The following is a 15855-nucleotide window of genomic DNA, read 5'->3' as shown; positions in this document are numbered from 1 at the left end:
CCCCCTCGTCGCCGCCCCCGCTTCGCTTCGCGAACCTCACTCCCACATTTAAGAGCTACAGCGGAGTTGAGGACGGTATGCCCGCTATCGAGTGCCGCGGCCTCTCCAAGTACTACGGCGACGTCCGGGGGATCGAAGACATCTCCTTCACCGTCGAGGACGGCGAGGTGTTCGGCTTCCTCGGCCCGAACGGCGCGGGGAAGACGACCGCGATCCGCACGCTGTTGGGGTTCCTGTCGCCGACGGACGGCGGCGCGACGCTCCTCGGGCGCGACGCCACGGACCCGGTCGCGTCGCGTCGCGCACGCGAGCGGATCGGGTACCTCCCCGGGGATCCGGGGCTCGACCGCGACCGTACGGCCGGCGCGTTCTTAGACCACCAAGCGGCGCTCCGCGGGGAGTCGAGCCGCGACCGCCTCGTCGAACGCTTCGGGCTCGACGAGTCGCGCCGCATCGGCGACCTCTCCCGGGGAAACCGGCAGAAGGTCGCGCTGGTGGCCGCGTTCATGCACGACCCGGAACTCCTGTTGCTCGACGAGCCGACCTCCGGACTCGATCCGCTGCTTCAAGAGGAGTTCGCGGGCCTCGTCCGCGAGCGCGTCGGCGACGGGGCGAGCGTCCTCCTTTCCTCCCACGTGCTGGGCGAGGTGGCGGCGTTGTGCGATCGCGTCGGCGTCCTCCGAGAGGGGCACCTCGTCGCGGTCGAGTCGGTCGCAGACCTCCGCTCTCGCGGCGGCAAGCAGGTGCGGATCCGCGTCGCCGAAGACGTCGATCGCGGCGACTTCGAGCTCCGCGGGATCATGAATCTGCGCGTCGGGGAGACCGTCTCGTTCACGTGGACCGGCGAGTACGACGCGCTGGTCGACCTGCTCTCGAGGTACACCGTCCTCGACCTCGACGTCGTCGATGCGCCGCTCGAAGAGGCGTTCATGACGTTCTACGACGGCGACGTTCCGGGACCGATCGGCGGCGGCGAGCGTCAGGAGGCCGAGGCGTCGACCAACCGCGGAGCGCACGCGGATCCGACCGCCGAATCGGGGGGTGACGAGCGATGAGCGACCGCGCGACCCCGTGGCTCGCGATCGCACGGTACGACGCCGCCGGCCGGGCCCGCGGAACGGTCGTGCTGACTGGCCTGCTCTCCTCGTTCCTGTTGGTGTTCCTCGCGTTCTTCCCGTCTCTGGCGACCGCGGACGTCGACCTCGACGCGTACGTCGAGGCGTTCCCGCCCGCGGTCCGGGAGGCGTTCGGGATCATCGCCATCTCATCTGTCGAGGGCTTCCTCGCGGTTGAGTTCTACCAGTTCGCCTGGCTCCTGCTGGTCGGGCTGTACCTGGCGTACCTCGCCGGCGGGACGATAGCGGGGGACATCGCCTCCGGTCGCATGGACCTGACGCTGTCGGCGCCCGTCGCGCGACGTGACGTCGTGATCGGTCGGTTTCTCGGACTGGTTCCGCTCGTCGTCCTCCTCAACGTCGTGCTGCCGGTCGTCGCGTACGTCGGCGTCGTCGCGGTCGGCGAGACGATCGCGGTCGAACGCCTCGCGGCGGTCCACGCGCTCGCGGTGCCGTATCACGTGGCGTGCGTCGCGGCGGGTATCGCCGTCTCGACGCTGCTCTCGCGGCCGGGGGTCGCTCAGCGGGTCGCGCTCGGGGGACTGTTCGCGCTGTTCATGTTCGACTCCCTCGTCGCCAGCACCGACTACGCCGCGGCCGGGAACGTCAGCCCGACGGCCCACTACGACCCCTCCGCGGTGTTGGTGTTGGGCGAGTACGACCTCACGGGCGCCGCAGTCCTGCTCGCCGCGACGGCCGTCCTCCTCGCGATCGCTATCGTCCGATTCCGCCGCGCGGACCTCTCGGGATGACCTCCCTCGGCACACGATTTCCGTGACGCGACGCCGTGACGGCCGTCGTCGCGGGCGGTCCGCGATGACGCGGCCGCCTGTCGCCTTTTAGGAAGATACTTCCCTGTCCCTGCCGGATCGGGGAACATGAGTACCTACACGGTGAGTGGACGGTTCCAGAGCCGAGACGGCGACCAGCCGTTCACGAAGGACATCGAGGCGGAGAACGAGGACCTCGCCCGCGAGCGGATCTACACCACGGTCGGGAGCCAGCACAACCGGAAGCGCACCCAGATCGAGATCGAGGAGGTGTCCGAGGCATGATGGGCGGCGGACAACAGCAGCTCCAGCAGCTCTCACAGGAGATCCAGGCGCTCGACGAGGAGATCGAGGCCCTCGAAGGCGAAATCGCCGACTACCGCGAGGAGAAGGCCGACATCGACGACGCCGTCGAGGCCATCAAGACCCTCGACACGGGCGCGACCGTTCAGGTCCCGCTCGGCGGCGGCGCCTACCTCCGCGCGGAGGTCCAAGACATCGACGAGGTCATCGTCTCGCTCGGCGGGAACTACTCCGCGGAGCAGGAGCAGGGCGACGCGATCGACGTCCTCCGGCGCAAGCAGGAGGCGCTCGACGACCGGATCGAGGAGACGCAGGAGGAGGTCGACGAGCTGGAGTCCGAGAGCGACGAGCTCGAACAGCAGGCCCAGCAGATGCAACAGCAGATGCAGCAACAGCAGATGCAGCAGATGCAGCAGGCCGAGGAAGGCGACGGGGAGTAAGACGGAGACTATACCGTGTTCGACGGACTGAAAGACAAGCTCTCCGGCTTCCGCGAGGACGTCGAGGAGTCGACGGAGGCCGAGGAGGATGAGGCCCCGCCCGAGGAAGCGACGACCGCCGAGAGCGGCGCCGACGCGACCGCGGAATCCCCTTCGGCGGTCGACGGCGACGCGGGCGGTTCGGACGAGTCGTCGAACGACGACGAGCCGAGTACCTTCCAGCGCGCGAAGGCGTTCGCGACCGGGCGCATCATCATCGAGGAGGAAGACCTCGAGGAGCCGCTGTGGAACCTCGAGATGGCGCTGCTCGAGAGCGACGTGGAGATGAGCGTCGCCGAGCAGATCCTCGACAGCGTCCGCGAGAGCATGCTCGGCGAGTCCCGCAAGCAGGTCGAGACGACCGGCGAACTCGTCGAGTCTGCGCTCCACGACGCCCTCCTCGACGTCATCGCCGTCGGACAGTTCGACTTCGAAGAGCGGATCGCCGAGGCCGACAAACCCGTCACCATCGTCTTCACCGGCGTCAACGGCGTCGGGAAGACGACGAGCATCGCGAAGCTCTCCGAGTGGCTCGGTGACCGAGGCTACTCATCCGTCCTCGCGAACGGCGACACGTACCGCGCGGGCGCGAACGAGCAGATCCGCGAACACGCCGACCGGCTCGGCCGCGACCTGATCAGCCACGACCAGGGCGGCGATCCGGCGGCCGTCATCTACGACGGCGTCGAGTACGCCGAGGCGAACGACGTCGACGTCGTCCTCGGCGACACGGCGGGGCGGCTCCACACGAGCGACGACCTAATGGCGCAACTGGAGAAGATCGACCGCGTCGTCGACCCGGACATGACGCTGTTCGTCGACGAGGCCGTCGCGGGGCAGGACGCGGTCAACCGCGCGAAAGAGTTCAACGACGCCGCCGCGATCGACGGCGCAATCTTGACGAAGGCCGACGCCGACTCCTCCGGTGGCGCCGCCATTTCGGTCGCGTACGTCACCGGGAAACCGATCCTCTTCCTCGGAACCGGGCAGGGGTACGACGACATCACGCGATTCGACCCTGAGGCTCTCGTCGAGAGCCTCCTCGACGAGGAGTGACCGTCGGGCGGACCGCGCCCACTCTTTCCTTTCGGTCGCCTGAGCCGTTCTCCGCGCTCACCGCACCCCGGAGCGCCAGCTCTCGAAGTGGGCGCTCGCGGGGTGGTAGTCTGGTTCGACGCCCGGCGGCTCCGGCGGTACGGGGCCGCCGCCGCTCCCCGCGGGCGAGAGCTTCTCGTACCAAGGCCCGGCCGGGCCGCGGTACGTGTCGACGCAGTCGACGAACCGGTTGCGCCGCTCGCGGAATCGCTCGGCGGCTACGTCGCCGCCCCGGTCGCGGGCGCGCTCCCCGAGCGCCGCGGCCGCGCCGGTCCCTTCCGCGAGCCCCCAGCCGTACCGCTCGCCGGAGCCGGGTACCGGCTCGCGGTCCGCCGGCGCCGCCGCGAGGCACGAGGCTACGTCGCGAGAGCGGTCGCCGAAGCCGTTCGCCGCGCGGGACAGCCACCGGGGTCCGACACAGAGGAAGGTGGTGACCGCCGTCCCGGCGAGGACAGACAGGCCGGTGAGGGCGGCACTCTCAGGAGCGCCATCGCCGTTGCTTCACCGTCTTCCGACATGTGAGTGACACGGTGCTCCGCCGTCAGTCGACACGCGGACCGTTCGAGCGGCCGGCCGCGCCGTCGACTATTTTCGGAAGGGTTCAGCCCACCGTGCTCGTGTGCGACCACCCCGGTATCTTCGCGACCGGCCCCACAGTTTGGATATAGCCACATACGATTTACGTGGCTGTGCTCGAACGAAACGAGTCGCTACTGGGACGACGAAATTGGAACCACTCTCACGCGAAGAGTCGGTAGACGTTCGCCTCGTAAACCTCCCGGACCTGATCCCCCCAGTTGTGCGTGTACGTGTCGATCACGTCGTCGGCGACATCGCCGCGGAGGTACTTCACCACTCCGCGGTCGCCGGTTCTGTCGCGGAGGTGCGTCGTGAAGAAGTGGCGGAAGTAGTGGGGCGTGACGTTCTCGTCGGCGCCGCCGCCGGTCCGGTACCACCCCTCCTCGCGGGCGTGCCGCTCGACGACGTGTCTGACCGCCTGCGGTTCCAATCGTTCCCCCCATCCCTCCGCGGTGCCGACGAACAGCGGCTCAGCCGGCGACGGCGAGTCCGGACGCACCGCGAGCCACGCCTTCAGCGCTCTGCGGAGTTCGTCGTCGACCGGGATCACCGTCCCGCGCTTCCGTTTGTTCGCGGCCGTTCGCACCTCCCCGTTCAGCTCCTCGCCGACGGTCGCCTCGGCGGTCACGAAAATCGAGTCCGGCCGTTCGGACAGCGCCGGGCGTCCCCCGAGCGAGTACGCCGCGTTGAGGAGGTCCGGGTCGCTGACCGACAGGTCTCGCAGGTCGAGGTTACACAGCTCGCCGACCCGCATGCCGGTCTTGAGGAGCGTCACCACCAGCGCGCGGTGGAGCGGGTGCCGGATTCCGGCGACGAACGAGCGCATCGCCGGGACCGAGACGTCGCGGCGGGCCGGGTCCTTATCGACGGTCTCGTCCATTTCCTCCATCACCAGCGTCATCGGGTTACCGTCGAAGGCCTCCACCTCCGTCATGTACCCGTAAAACCGGTGGAGGTACGCCGCGTACGTCGCGACCGTGCTGTCGGCGACGTCGCCCCGCAGCGAGTGGACGAACGCCATACAGTCGCGGTGCGTCGCGGCCTCCGGATCAACGTCGTCCAAGAACGCCTCGAACCGCCGGAGGACGCGCTCGTACGCCGCCCTGGTCCGGTCCGTCTTTCCGTGGTAGGTGAGGTCTTCGAGGAAGTAGCCGACGGGGTCGTCGGGGTCCGGAGACGCTCTCGCGCTACTCATCGGTCAACACGTACCCCCCTTCTCGGCCGCTGTACCGGATCCGATTGCGCTCCTGTAGCTCGTCGAGGGTCTCCTCCAGCTCGTCCTCCACGTCGCCGACCACCGCTTGGACGAGTTCGTCCCACGAGCGGGGCCCCGATTCGAGAGCCGCGTGGACGCGCTTTTCGAGGTCGCTACCCCCGGGGTCGGCGGGCTCGGAAGGGGGCTCCTCCCGACCTTCCGATCCGGTCGGCGCGAACCCCCTCCGCCCGGCCTGAACCATCGTCCTGACGAACTCGCTCAGCGACATGTCGAGCTCGTCGGCGTGGTCGCGCCACACGTCCTTCTGTTCCGTCGGCACGTACGTCTTCACCGACTGTCGATCGCCTCCCATCGTTCTCGGACGACCGTTCTCGCTGCCGTGACTTCAATCTATCCTAGATTTCTGGATAAGGTCACTTACCTCAGTGAGCAGGACCACATTTTGGCCGGATTGAGTTTATTATCCAACTCTCTAGTACCATTAGTTCCAACCACTAGTTATACAATCCAAGATATTCGATTGAGATACGCGATGCCCAACGGACGGCAATGTGAATCTGATCGGCCCCGGATGTCGTCCGTCGGCCCAATCGCTTTCCCCGCTCTGCGCGAGCCGTTCGGTGCGGCGACGAGAGTCGTAGTGCGAGAACGCTGGGGTAACTGGCGATAGTACTCGGCGGGTGCCGGTTCGAAACGGGACACATCGGCGCCGGACGTCGTCCCGACTCGAACGCGTACATCTCATGCCGCTATACTATCCCTGGTATCAGACGCGGATCTCCGAGTCGGCCGCCTCTCGTTCGAGCGCCCGGAGGACGCGGGAGACCGAATCGTCGGTCTCGGCCGCGTTACGCATCAGGACCGTCTCGCTCGGGAAGAGGTGTTCCCCGACGGCGAGTCCGTGTTCGCGCGCCGTCGAGCCGGTGACGGTGAGGTAGACGCCGAGACCGACCCTGGCTATCGCCGCCTCCTCCTCCTCGTCGGCCTCCGGGTAGACGAACTCCACCCCGTCGAGCGCGTCGGTCCCTAACACGGCAGTGACGAGGCGCTCGTACCGCGGCGAGATACACAGTGACCCCTCGTAGTCGGCCAGATACGCGCGGTCGTACGTCTCTCCCGGTCTGCGTCGGTCCTCGCGTCCCATCAGCGTGTGGTACACCGTGTCACCGAGACCGGTCACCACGCGCACGTCGGTGTCGACCGGGTCGATCCGGTCGTTGATGTCCGAGATGTCGCCGAGTCCGCCCCCTCGGATCCCGACGACCTCCTCTAAGACGAGGTCGGCGGAGTCGAATCCGAGCGCGAACTCGTGGGTTCGGAGCGCACGGAACGGTTCCTCGCGGCCGACGAGCTTGACCGTCACGTCGCCGAGATCCACTGTGGCGGCGTCGAACACGATTCGCCGCGGCTTGCCGTCCCGGTCGTCGCGCAGCAGCGTGTACTCCGGTTCGGCCGCCGTCGTCGGGTCAGAGTACTCCGCGAGCCGCTCGTACGGGCCCTCGTCGGCGTCGACCGACCCCTTCGTGACGGCCTTCTCGTATCGGAGCGTGTTGCTCACGCCGTCCGCGAGCCGGTCGAGGCGGTCGTCGCTCGCGACGGTCGCGATCCGCTCTAAGACCGCTTCGAGCGGGCGCCCCTTCCGGGGCACGGCGACCGGGACCGGGTCTGTCATTGCCCCATCTGCGACCGCGCGCGTAAAACGGGTTGCGTTTTTCAACCGGGGTGCCGCCGACGGCGTTCGGTGTCGCCGCTCGATCGTCGAAACGGAGCGACTACGGGCCGAACGCCTCGTTGAGCCGGGTACGGAACTCGTCGAGCTCGTCGAGGTGGTCGTTGATCTCATCTAGCTCGGCGGCAACGTCGTCGAGGTCCTCTCCGAGCCGGTCCTCGATGTCGGTGAGCCGGCTGTCCACCTCCGCGAGGTCGTCCCACAGGTCGTCGAATTCCTCGTCGAAGCGGTCGAGTCCGGACTCCACGTCGTCGACGCGCTCCGCGACGCCGGCCGCGCGGTCCTCGGCGCTTTCGGCCCGCTCTTCGGCGTTCTCGGCCCGTTCGGCCGCCCTGTCGACCTCCTCGTACAGCGTCTCCACGTCGTCGCCCAGGTCGTCGACCGTCTCCGCGGCGGCGTCCGCCGTCCCCTCCACCCGGTCGACGTCGTCGGCGAGGTCCTCGACGTCGCTCTCGACGGCCGCGACGCCGTCTCGGACCGACTCGACGGTTTCCTCGACGGACGCGACCTCGTCCTCCACGCCGCGCACGTCACCTTCCACGCTGCGAACGTCGTCTTCGACCGCCTGTACGTCGTCTTCCACGCCGCGCACGTCGTCTTCGACCGCATCGAGGTCGGTCTCGACAGTCTCCACGCGCTCGTCGACCGCATCGACCGCGTCGGAGGTCGACGCGACCGCGGAGTCGACGCGGGCGACGTCCGACTCGATCTCCTCGCGATCGTCTTCCGCGTCGTCGAGGCGATCGTCAAGGGCGTCGACCTCGGACTCGACGGCGTCCACACGCTCGTCGATCCCGTCGAGGATCTCTCGGGCGGTCCCCTCGCCGTCGATGAACTCCGCGAGCGCGTCGGCGTACGCCTCGATGTCGGCCACGCTCGACTGGAGTCGAGCGATCCGCACGTCGACGCTGCGCGGCACGCTCGCGTCGAACGCCCTCTCGATGGTCTCGATGTCCTCCTCGTCGGCCGCTCCGGTGCGGATCTCGGCCGCTAACGCGGCCGCGAGGCCGCCTTCACCCGGAAGACTCGCCTCGTCCGTCTCGTCGGCTTCGTCGGGTACGCCGGCTTCGTCGGTTCCGTCGAGTTCGTCGGCTTCCGTTCCGTCGAGTTCGTCGGCTTCCGTTCCGTCTTCGTCGGCTTCCGTTCCGTCTTCGTCGGCTTCCGTTCCGTCTTCGTCGGCGACTTCCGGCTCGTCTTCGACGGCCGACTCGGCGGCTGTGTCGTCTGTTTCGGGCGTTTCGTCGGGCTCATCGGCAGGGGTTGTCTCTTCGGCTCCGGCCTCGGGTTCGACCGCGGCGCCGACCGATTCCCCCTCATGTGGGGACACCGCGGCCGTCCCGTCGTCGGCGACCGTTCGCGGCTCGGGGGTGTCGGGCTCAGGATCGGCCTCGGTTTCGCGGCCGGCGGCGGCTTCCGTGGCGCTCTCTGCCTCCGGTTCCGGTTCCGCCGCGGGTTCCGGGCCGGGATCGCGGGCCGAGGCGCCCTCACCGGACTCCGCGGGGTCTCCCGCCAACAGTTCGTCCTCTTCCGCCATTCCGGGGAGCGTCGCGCGGTCGCCGGAGAGCACCTCTCGGACGGCGTCCGTGTCGCCGGCGCCGAGGACGTCTTCGATCTCCTCGCCGACCGGCACGTGTTCGATCACCGGCGTGCCGAGGAACCCGTCGAGGTCGGGGTCGTCGTCGCGGATCCCGAACACCGTCTCGACGGTCTCGTCGGGGTCTATCACCCGTTCGAACTCCACGCGGTGGTCCTTGTACGCGGTCCAGTTCTCGCTCTCGTACTCCGGGTGGAACCCCACTCGGTCCATCGGGAACGACTCCGGGATCCGGTCGACGATACGCACCCGTACGGGGTCCTCACGGTGTGAGGAGAGGGTGTACATCACCGCCGGCACGGGGAACGCGTCGTCCGTGAAGGATTTCTCGACGCGGATGCCGTCCTCGTCGACGGTCGTGGCCGCCTCCGCCGTCCGTTCGCTCATACTCCACGGTCCCGGAGCAGGGGCTTAAATTCCACGGGCCGGGTTTCGCCGGTGATAACCGATACGCCGCGAAAACGGCCGCTCAGCTCCCGTCTACAGGTCTATTCGATCGCCGATCTCCACGATCTCCAGCCGATCCGGAGACTCGTAGCTCCGCACGTGGTCGTGGAGCGCGGTCGGGTCGGCGGTCAGCCCCTTCCACATGTCCCAATGGGTCGGGACGAGGCGGTCGAGGCCGAGGTCGTTCGCGGCCGTCGCGATCTCGTTCTCGTCGCTGTACCACTTCGTCTGAACCGGTTCGCCCGTCTCCTTGTCCGGTATCGTGCCCTCCGAGCCGAACGCCAGGATGCCGAGGTCGATGTCGAACCGCTCCGCGAGCCCCTCGAACGTCGGCGACGGCTTGCTGTCCCCGGCGTGGAACACCGTCCCGGCGTCGTGTTCGATCACGTAACCCACCGGATGCGTGGCGTCCGCGTCGCGGGTCTCGACGACGTGAACGGTGAACTCGCCGATCCGCAGCTCGTCGCCCTCCGTCACCTCGGTGAACTGGGCGTCGTCGATCGCGTACTCGTCGGTCCACCGCTCCTCCTCGCGCGCGACCGCGAGCGAGTCGTCGGGCGCGACGAGGTCAGCGTCCGCGTTGGCGAGGATCGGCGCCTGCGAGGGCCCGTGAACGTGATCCGTGTGCTCGTGGGTGGCCAACACCGCGTCCGCGACTTCGACGTCCTCGGGGTCGAAGGGAATCGGGATCATCCGTACCGTCCGCGGCGGGTCGCCCGTGCCCACGTACGGGTCGATCCAGAGGACGGTCCCCTCGCTCCCCTTGATCGCGAAGCCGTTACAGCCCAGGTACCACAGCGCCACCGTGTCGGGGTCGGCTTCCGCGACCGCGCGCGGCAGCCAGTCGCCCCAGTCGGAGTCGGTCATACCCCGTGTTGCGTGAGCGCCGGGGGTAATAATTCCGGAGTGGGTCGGATTCGCTCGGGTGCGTCCAAATTTGTCGGATGCGCGAAGCCGGAATGTCGTTTGAGACGGAACTCGTAAATTACATATCGCTATATCGAATCTAGTCGACGAGCGACGAGAAACACCCAGTCACGAACGGGCCCTGAGCGGTCGCGACGGCGGTCGCGGCCGTCGGGCGAGGTCACCCGCGAAAGAGTTTGACGACCTCGTCGACGACGTCCGACTCGACGGCGAGGATATACTGTTGTGACGGTTCCAGCAGCGTGTCGGGACCGGCGAGCGACTCTCGGTCCGACGTGGAGATGAGGAGACTCCCGGCCGGAAGGGCGATCTCGTCGAGCCGGCGTCCCGCGACGGGGGCGGACTTGGAGACGGTCACCTCGATGATGTCGAGGTCGGCGGTGGGGAACACGAGCGTTCGGATCTCTTCGCCGGTGAGCATATCGGCCGCGTGGTCGCCGCCGAGCGACTGCGGTAGCAGCGTGGCGTCGACGACCTCGCCGTGTTCCTGTTCGGTCCGCGACTCCGACCTGGCCAGGGTCCGGATAGCCGGCGCGAGGTGGTGCGCGGTCATACAGATCTCCGTGTTCGTCTCCGTCTCGTCGGTCAGCGCCGCGATAGCGTCGGCGTTTCGGAGGTCCGCCTGCCTGAGGATCGACTGTTCGGTGGCGTCGCCGTGGATCACGGGGCCAAGGTACGCGTCGGACAGCTTCTCGACGCGGTCCGCGTCCACCTCGATCAGCAGCACCTCGTGGCCCTGTTCGGTGAGGTTCTCCGCAGTCTGGAGTCCGACTCGCCCGCCGCCGGCGATGACGAATCGCTTTGACTGGGTCATCGTGTCGTCCCTCGGCTTCCGACGGCTTTAATCCGGGCCGGATTCCGGCCCTCTGGAACAACTACCAGCGCGCTGCCGCCGGGCGGGCGTATCAGGCCCCGCCACGATTCCGCGACTCCCGAATTCACCCGGGGTATAAAGTGACGAGAGTACCAGTTTCGGGGCGTACGATGGACGATACGGGAATCGGCTTTCACGACCGATGAGCGGAAGCGAGACTCGTTCTCCGGAAGCCGAGCTCGGACTGCTCGACGCGACGATGATCGGCATGGGGGCGATGATCGGTGCCGGCATCTTCGTACTGACCGGACTGGCCGCGGAAATCGCCGGGCCGGCGGCGATCGTCGTCTTCGCGCTCAACGGGGTCGTCACCGCGTTCACCGGCCTGTCGTACGCCGAACTCGCCAGCTCGATCCCGAAGAGCGGCGGCGGGTACGCGTTCGTCCGGGAGATATTCGACGACCTCTCGTCGTTCATCATGGGCTGGATGCTCTGGTTCGCGTACATGATCGCCGGGGCACTCTACGCGCTGGGATTCGCTCCGAACTTCCTCGAACTGCTCCACGTCTACGGGGCCGTCGCTCCGCCGGAGGAGGTCGGTGACGTCATCCTTCCCGTCGTCGGCGCGCAGGTCAGCCCGGGCTTCCTGCTGGCGTTCGTCGCCGTCTTCGTGTTGGTGGCGCTCAACGCCGTCTCAACGGCCGCCAGCGGGAAGGCAGAGACGGTGTTCACGATAATCAAGGTGAGCATCCTCGTGGTGTTCGTCGCCTTCGGGCTGGCGTCGCCGATGTTCTCGGGCGCCGAGTTCCAGCCGCTGTTCCCCGCGGGCGGCGGAGCGGGAGCGGTCCTACCGGCGATGGGGCTCACGTTCATCGCCTTCGAGGGGTACGACCTCATCACGACCGTCACGGAGGAGGTCAAGAATCCCCGGGAGAACATTCCGAAGGCGATCTTTGTGAGCCTCGCCGTGACCGTGGTCGTCTACCTGGCCGTGGTCACCGTCGCCGTCGGAACGCTCGGGGCAGAGGGGCTCGCGGAGGCGGGGGAGGCCGGGATCGCCACGGCGGCGACCTCGTTCATGCCGACCGGGCTCCCGATCATCCGGAACGGCGGCGCGCTGGTCGTCTTCGGCGCCGTGTTCTCGACGCTGACGGCGCTAAACGCAGTCGTGATCGCCTCTTCGCGGGTCGCGTTCTCGATGGGACGCGAAGGGCAGTTGCTCCCCTCGTTCGGCCAGATCCACCACCGATACGGGACGCCGTTCGTCGCGATCCTCGCGAGCGCCGTGGTCATGTTGGGCTCCGTCGCGCTGCCGACGCAGAGCGCGGGGAACATGTCGAGCCTCTTCTTCCTGCTCTCGTTCGTCATCGTCAACGTCGCCGCGATCAGGCTGCGACGCGAGCGACCCGACATGAACCGTCCATACGAGATGCCGTTCTATCCGGCCCCGCCGCTGATCGGCATCGCGCTCAACCTGGTCTTGACCGGGGTGCTCGTGGAGTACCTGCTGCGGACGGACCCGTTGGCGCTAGCGCTCAGCGCGGCGTGGATCCTGCTCGGCGGCGCCGCGTATCTCGCGCTCAACAGACTGCGGGCGGAACCGGACGCGGACTCGGCGGCGGCAGACGCGACAGCCATTCCGGAGACGGAGGACTGAATCCATGACGAGTTCACTCGACATCGTGATCGCGGGCGGCGGACGTGTCGGCTTCCAAACGGCTGAGTTACTCGCAGACCACGGCCACGAGGTGACGATCGTCGAGCGGGACGAAGACGTCGTCTCCGAGATCGCAGACGAGTACGTCGCCACGGTGATCCGCGGCGACGCGACGAACCCCGACATCATCGAGCAGGCCGGCGTCGAACGGGCGGACGTCGTCGCGGCGCTCACCGGGGAGACGGGGCTCAACCTCGCGGTCTGTCTGGCCGCCAGGGAGCTCTCTCCGGGGACTCGGACGGTGGCTCGCATCGACCGGGCCGCCGGCGAGGCGTACACGCGGTTCGTCGACGCGGTGTTGTTCCCGGAGCGAGCAGGTGCCCGCGTAGCGGCGAACGAGATCGTCGGTGACGACGTCCAAGCGCTGACGGACGTGACGGGCGACCTCGACATCATGCTCGTCCGCATCGCGGAGGGAGCGCCGGCCGCCGGGAAGTCGCTCACGCAGGTCCGGTTTCCGGACGGTACCCTGGTCGTCTCCGCCGCGGACGCCCAACAGGTCGCCCGTCCCGACACGACGCTCACGCCGGGGAAGCGCTACGTCGTCGCCGTCGAGCCCGGCGTGGCCGACGAGGTGATGAACCTCCTTCAGGGGTGAGCAGGACCGACGTGTACGCCGGCTCCCAGTGACACTCTCTCCACGGGGACGTTCGGGCGGCGCGTGTGTCGCTTCGGCGACGGCCCTCTCGGGTCGCTGTCAGCGTGGGCGACGGATTGAAGCGCCGTCTGACCGTTGCTAGGCTGTATGCGTGACGACGACCTCGGAGCAGGCGGAGCGGCCGCCGACGCCGCGACCGACCCGGCCGAACCTGCCCGTCACACGACCGTTCGGGACGCCGAGTGAGCGTCCGATGGCAGTCCGTGCGCTACGTTCTCTCGTCGCTATCCTCGTCGGACCGCACGAGCTCGCGCACGCGGCGGTGGCGCGACTGGCCGGCATGACCCCCGAGATCACGCTTCTCCCGGAACACGCGAGCGGGATTCCCCTGGGGCAGTTCGACGCGACGATTCCGCCGTCGACGTCGACGAGCGTCATTCGGGTCTGCGCGCTCGCGCCGCTCCCGATCAACCTCGCCGTCGCCGTCGGAGTGGGGACCGCGCTGCCGGCGGACTCCCCGCTCGCGGTCGCGTTGTTTCCGCTGATCGCGTACTGGGCCACGCTCTCGGGCGGGGACGTGGCCGTCGCGGCAAACCCGGTGGCGGCGCGGAACGCGGGTCGGTTTCGCGCGCCGGGACGGTGGTGGCAGACGGTCGCGTCGCTCCTGCTCGTGCCCCCAGTGGCGGTCGCCGTCGCGGTGTCGCTGCTCGTCGACCTCCCACCACCGGTCTCCCCCTAGCGGCCACTCCGCCGGACCCGCGTCGGCACCGGTCGCGTAACGAGCGGTCGGCCGGCTGCGAGGGCCTTTCGCGGTCGATACGGGCCGATCGCGACCGAGGATTTAATCCTCCGCAATCAGTATGCTATACTGTACCATGTGTCACGGACGCACTCCGCGAGAGTGGACGCGAGACGAAGAGGCGACGACCGAGGAGACCGCCGAAGACCCGTCGCTGTCCGAACCCGACGAGGCGACGGACGTCGAGATCCTCACGGACGGCGGCGACGACGAATAACCCGGCGGTCGACTCGCCGGTCGCCGTCGCGCCACTGCTTTTTCGAGGCGATGCCGACCACCGACCGCCGACGCCGCGATCCGTGAGGAACGCTTAGGAGCGATCCGGTACATGGATCCCGCATGGAGCTACGCCCCGACCTGAGCGGACGGACCGCCCTCGTGACCGGCAGCGCGAAGCGCGTCGGCCGCGAGCTATTGCTTTCGATCGCCGACTGCGGCGCCGACGTCGTGGTACACTACAACGAGAGCGAGGCGGCGGCGACCGCCACCGCCGAGGAGGTCCGCGAGCGAGGCGGGACCGCAGTCACCGCTCAAGCCGACATCACCGACCCGGACGCCGTCGACGAGCTGTTCGACACGGTGGAGGCCGAGGTCGGGTCGGTCGACATCCTCGTCAACAACGTCGGCGACTTCGACGCTCGCCACTGGAGCGACATCGAGTGGGAGTCGTGGCGGAACGTGGTCGAGACGACGTTCTACGGCACGGTGCTCTGCTCGCGTCGGGCCCTGCCCGCCATGCGCGACCAGGGGTGGGGCCGAATCGTGAACCTCGGCTTCGCCGACAGCGACCGGATGCACGCCCACCCCGTGAACTTCCCCTACTTCGTCGCGAAGACGGGCGTGCTCATGTTCACGCGGATGCTGGCGGCGGACACCAGCGACGACGGGATCACGGTCAACGCCGTCTCGCCGTTCGCCGTCTCGAACACCGAGGCCGGCGTCGAGGACTTCCCCCGCGGCCGCCCGGCGGGCTTCGAGGACGTCGCCGCGCCGCTCCGGTTCTTCCTGAGCGACGCGGCCGCGTACGTCAGCGGCGAGAACGTCGCCGTCGACGGCGGGCGACTGCCGGAGTTCGACGCCTGACTGGGAGGACTCCGGCCCGTCACGGTGGCGCCCGCGCCTCCGGCGGGCGACGAGCGGGGCGAACGGACGACCGACCTCGACCGGAGCAACGGTTAATATTATCTGACACGTGAGAGGCGTATGGCTATTCTCGCTGCCATCAGCGACGACGACCGCTACGAGGCGGTGATCGAGACCGCGGCGCGGCTGGCCCAGGCGACCGGTCAGTCGCTGACGGTCGCCCACGTCATCAGCAACGCGAGCGCGTCTGGGGCGGAGCGGAGCTTCCGCGACGAGATCGAGTCGTTCGTCGAGGATATCGGCGTGGGGACGACGGTCACGCTCGAACATCTCGACCGGAGCGGGCTTCGGTCCGGAACGGCGGTCGGGAAACAGCTCGTCGATATGTCGGACGACGTCGCCGTCGAGCACATCGTGATCGGGCACCGGTCGAAGGGCCAGTTGGCGTCGCTCCGAGAGGGGAACACCGCGTTCGCCGTCGCCGAGGGAGCATCGGTGCCGGTGACGATCGTCCCCGGCGCGACGGGCGAGTGAGCGACTGGCACGGGTCGGCTGCCCGGCCCTCGCGGTCCGCGCAGTCACGGGCCGAC

At 68.3% G+C, this 15855-nt stretch carries 17 protein-coding genes; 11 read left to right on the top strand and 6 right to left on the bottom strand.

Features of this window, described 5'->3' with window-relative positions; genetic code table 11:
• Nucleotides 1–77: 77 nt before the first annotated feature.
• From EXE51_RS16155 to ftsY, 5 genes are all read left to right on the top strand, one after another.
• Complete coding sequence (locus EXE51_RS16155) at nt 78–1055, top strand: ABC transporter ATP-binding protein (protein ID WP_094553166.1); 978 nt, start codon at nt 78–80, stop codon at nt 1053–1055.
• Nucleotides 1052–1867, top strand: a complete 816-nt coding sequence (locus tag EXE51_RS16150; protein ID WP_137693067.1) for an ABC transporter permease subunit — start codon at nt 1052–1054, stop codon at nt 1865–1867. Before EXE51_RS16155 ends, EXE51_RS16150 begins: the two co-directional genes overlap by 4 nt.
• A 126-nt stretch (nt 1868–1993) precedes the next feature.
• Nucleotides 1994–2170 carry a 50S ribosomal protein L18Ae gene (rpl18a, locus tag EXE51_RS16145; protein WP_049929511.1) on the top strand — a complete coding sequence of 59 codons (177 nt, stop codon included), beginning with the start codon at nt 1994–1996 and terminating at the stop codon, nt 2168–2170.
• The gene (pfdA, locus tag EXE51_RS16140; protein ID WP_049929512.1) at nt 2170–2628 is read left to right on the top strand and encodes a prefoldin subunit alpha; all 459 of its coding nucleotides are present in this window, start codon (nt 2170–2172) and stop codon (nt 2626–2628) included. Before rpl18a ends, pfdA begins: the two co-directional genes overlap by 1 nt.
• Nucleotides 2629–2643: 15 nt before the next feature.
• On the top strand, nt 2644–3723 hold the full coding sequence (gene ftsY / locus EXE51_RS16135; RefSeq protein WP_086219602.1) for a signal recognition particle-docking protein FtsY: 1080 nt from the start codon (nt 2644–2646) through the stop codon (nt 3721–3723).
• A 778-nt stretch (nt 3724–4501) separates the two neighbouring features.
• Here the strand turns inward: ftsY and EXE51_RS16125 are convergent.
• The 6 genes from EXE51_RS16125 to EXE51_RS16100 form a co-directional block, all read right to left on the bottom strand.
• Nucleotides 4502–5536 (bottom strand): tyrosine-type recombinase/integrase, encoded by a 1035-nt coding sequence (locus tag EXE51_RS16125; protein WP_094553172.1) that lies wholly within the window; start codon nt 5534–5536, stop codon nt 4502–4504.
• On the bottom strand, nt 5529–5909 hold the full coding sequence (locus EXE51_RS16120; protein ID WP_049929516.1) for a DUF5805 domain-containing protein: 381 nt from the start codon (nt 5907–5909) through the stop codon (nt 5529–5531). Before EXE51_RS16120 ends, EXE51_RS16125 begins: the two co-directional genes overlap by 8 nt.
• A 414-nt stretch (nt 5910–6323) precedes the next feature.
• A complete protein-coding gene (locus EXE51_RS16115; protein ID WP_089307629.1) occupies nt 6324–7229 on the bottom strand; it encodes a hypothetical protein in 906 nt (301 codons plus the stop codon).
• 100 nt (nt 7230–7329) lie between these two features.
• Nucleotides 7330–9267, bottom strand: a complete 1938-nt coding sequence (locus EXE51_RS16110) for an alanine-zipper protein (RefSeq protein ID WP_137693066.1) — start codon at nt 9265–9267, stop codon at nt 7330–7332.
• Between the two features lie 93 nt (nt 9268–9360).
• On the bottom strand, nt 9361–10194 hold the full coding sequence (locus EXE51_RS16105; RefSeq protein ID WP_137693065.1) for an MBL fold metallo-hydrolase: 834 nt from the start codon (nt 10192–10194) through the stop codon (nt 9361–9363).
• A 220-nt stretch (nt 10195–10414) separates the two neighbouring features.
• Nucleotides 10415–11068, bottom strand: coding sequence for a TrkA family potassium uptake protein (locus EXE51_RS16100; RefSeq protein WP_137693064.1), 654 nt, complete (start codon nt 11066–11068; stop codon nt 10415–10417).
• Nucleotides 11069–11270: 202 nt separating this feature from the next.
• Here EXE51_RS16100 and EXE51_RS16095 point away from each other — a divergent pair, with 202 nt between their 5' ends.
• From EXE51_RS16095 to EXE51_RS16075, 6 genes are all read left to right on the top strand, one after another.
• Nucleotides 11271–12725 (top strand): APC family permease, encoded by a 1455-nt coding sequence (locus EXE51_RS16095; protein WP_049929521.1) that lies wholly within the window; start codon nt 11271–11273, stop codon nt 12723–12725.
• A gap of 4 nt (nt 12726–12729) precedes the next feature.
• Nucleotides 12730–13383 carry a TrkA family potassium uptake protein gene (locus EXE51_RS16090; RefSeq protein ID WP_049929522.1) on the top strand — a complete coding sequence of 218 codons (654 nt, stop codon included), beginning with the start codon at nt 12730–12732 and terminating at the stop codon, nt 13381–13383.
• Nucleotides 13384–13636: 253 nt separating this feature from the next.
• Nucleotides 13637–14122 carry a hypothetical protein gene (locus EXE51_RS16085; protein ID WP_086216366.1) on the top strand — a complete coding sequence of 162 codons (486 nt, stop codon included), beginning with the start codon at nt 13637–13639 and terminating at the stop codon, nt 14120–14122.
• A 136-nt stretch (nt 14123–14258) separates the two neighbouring features.
• Nucleotides 14259–14399: a hypothetical protein gene (locus tag EXE51_RS17595; RefSeq protein ID WP_155120025.1), complete on the top strand. Its 141-nt coding sequence runs from the start codon at nt 14259–14261 to the stop codon at nt 14397–14399.
• A 122-nt stretch (nt 14400–14521) separates the two neighbouring features.
• Entirely contained in the window at nt 14522–15265 is a 744-nt protein-coding gene (locus EXE51_RS16080; RefSeq protein WP_049929524.1) for an SDR family NAD(P)-dependent oxidoreductase, read from the top strand.
• A gap of 120 nt (nt 15266–15385) precedes the next feature.
• Nucleotides 15386–15799, top strand: a complete 414-nt coding sequence (locus tag EXE51_RS16075; protein WP_086216367.1) for a universal stress protein — start codon at nt 15386–15388, stop codon at nt 15797–15799.
• The last annotated feature ends 56 nt before the right edge of the window (nt 15800–15855 follow it).

The sequence above is a fragment of the Halorubrum sp. CGM5_25_10-8B genome (assembly GCF_005435095.1).
Lineage (GTDB): Archaea > Halobacteriota > Halobacteria > Halobacteriales > Haloferacaceae > Halorubrum > Halorubrum ezzemoulense.
This window is presented reverse-complemented; position numbering and strand designations above follow the sequence as displayed.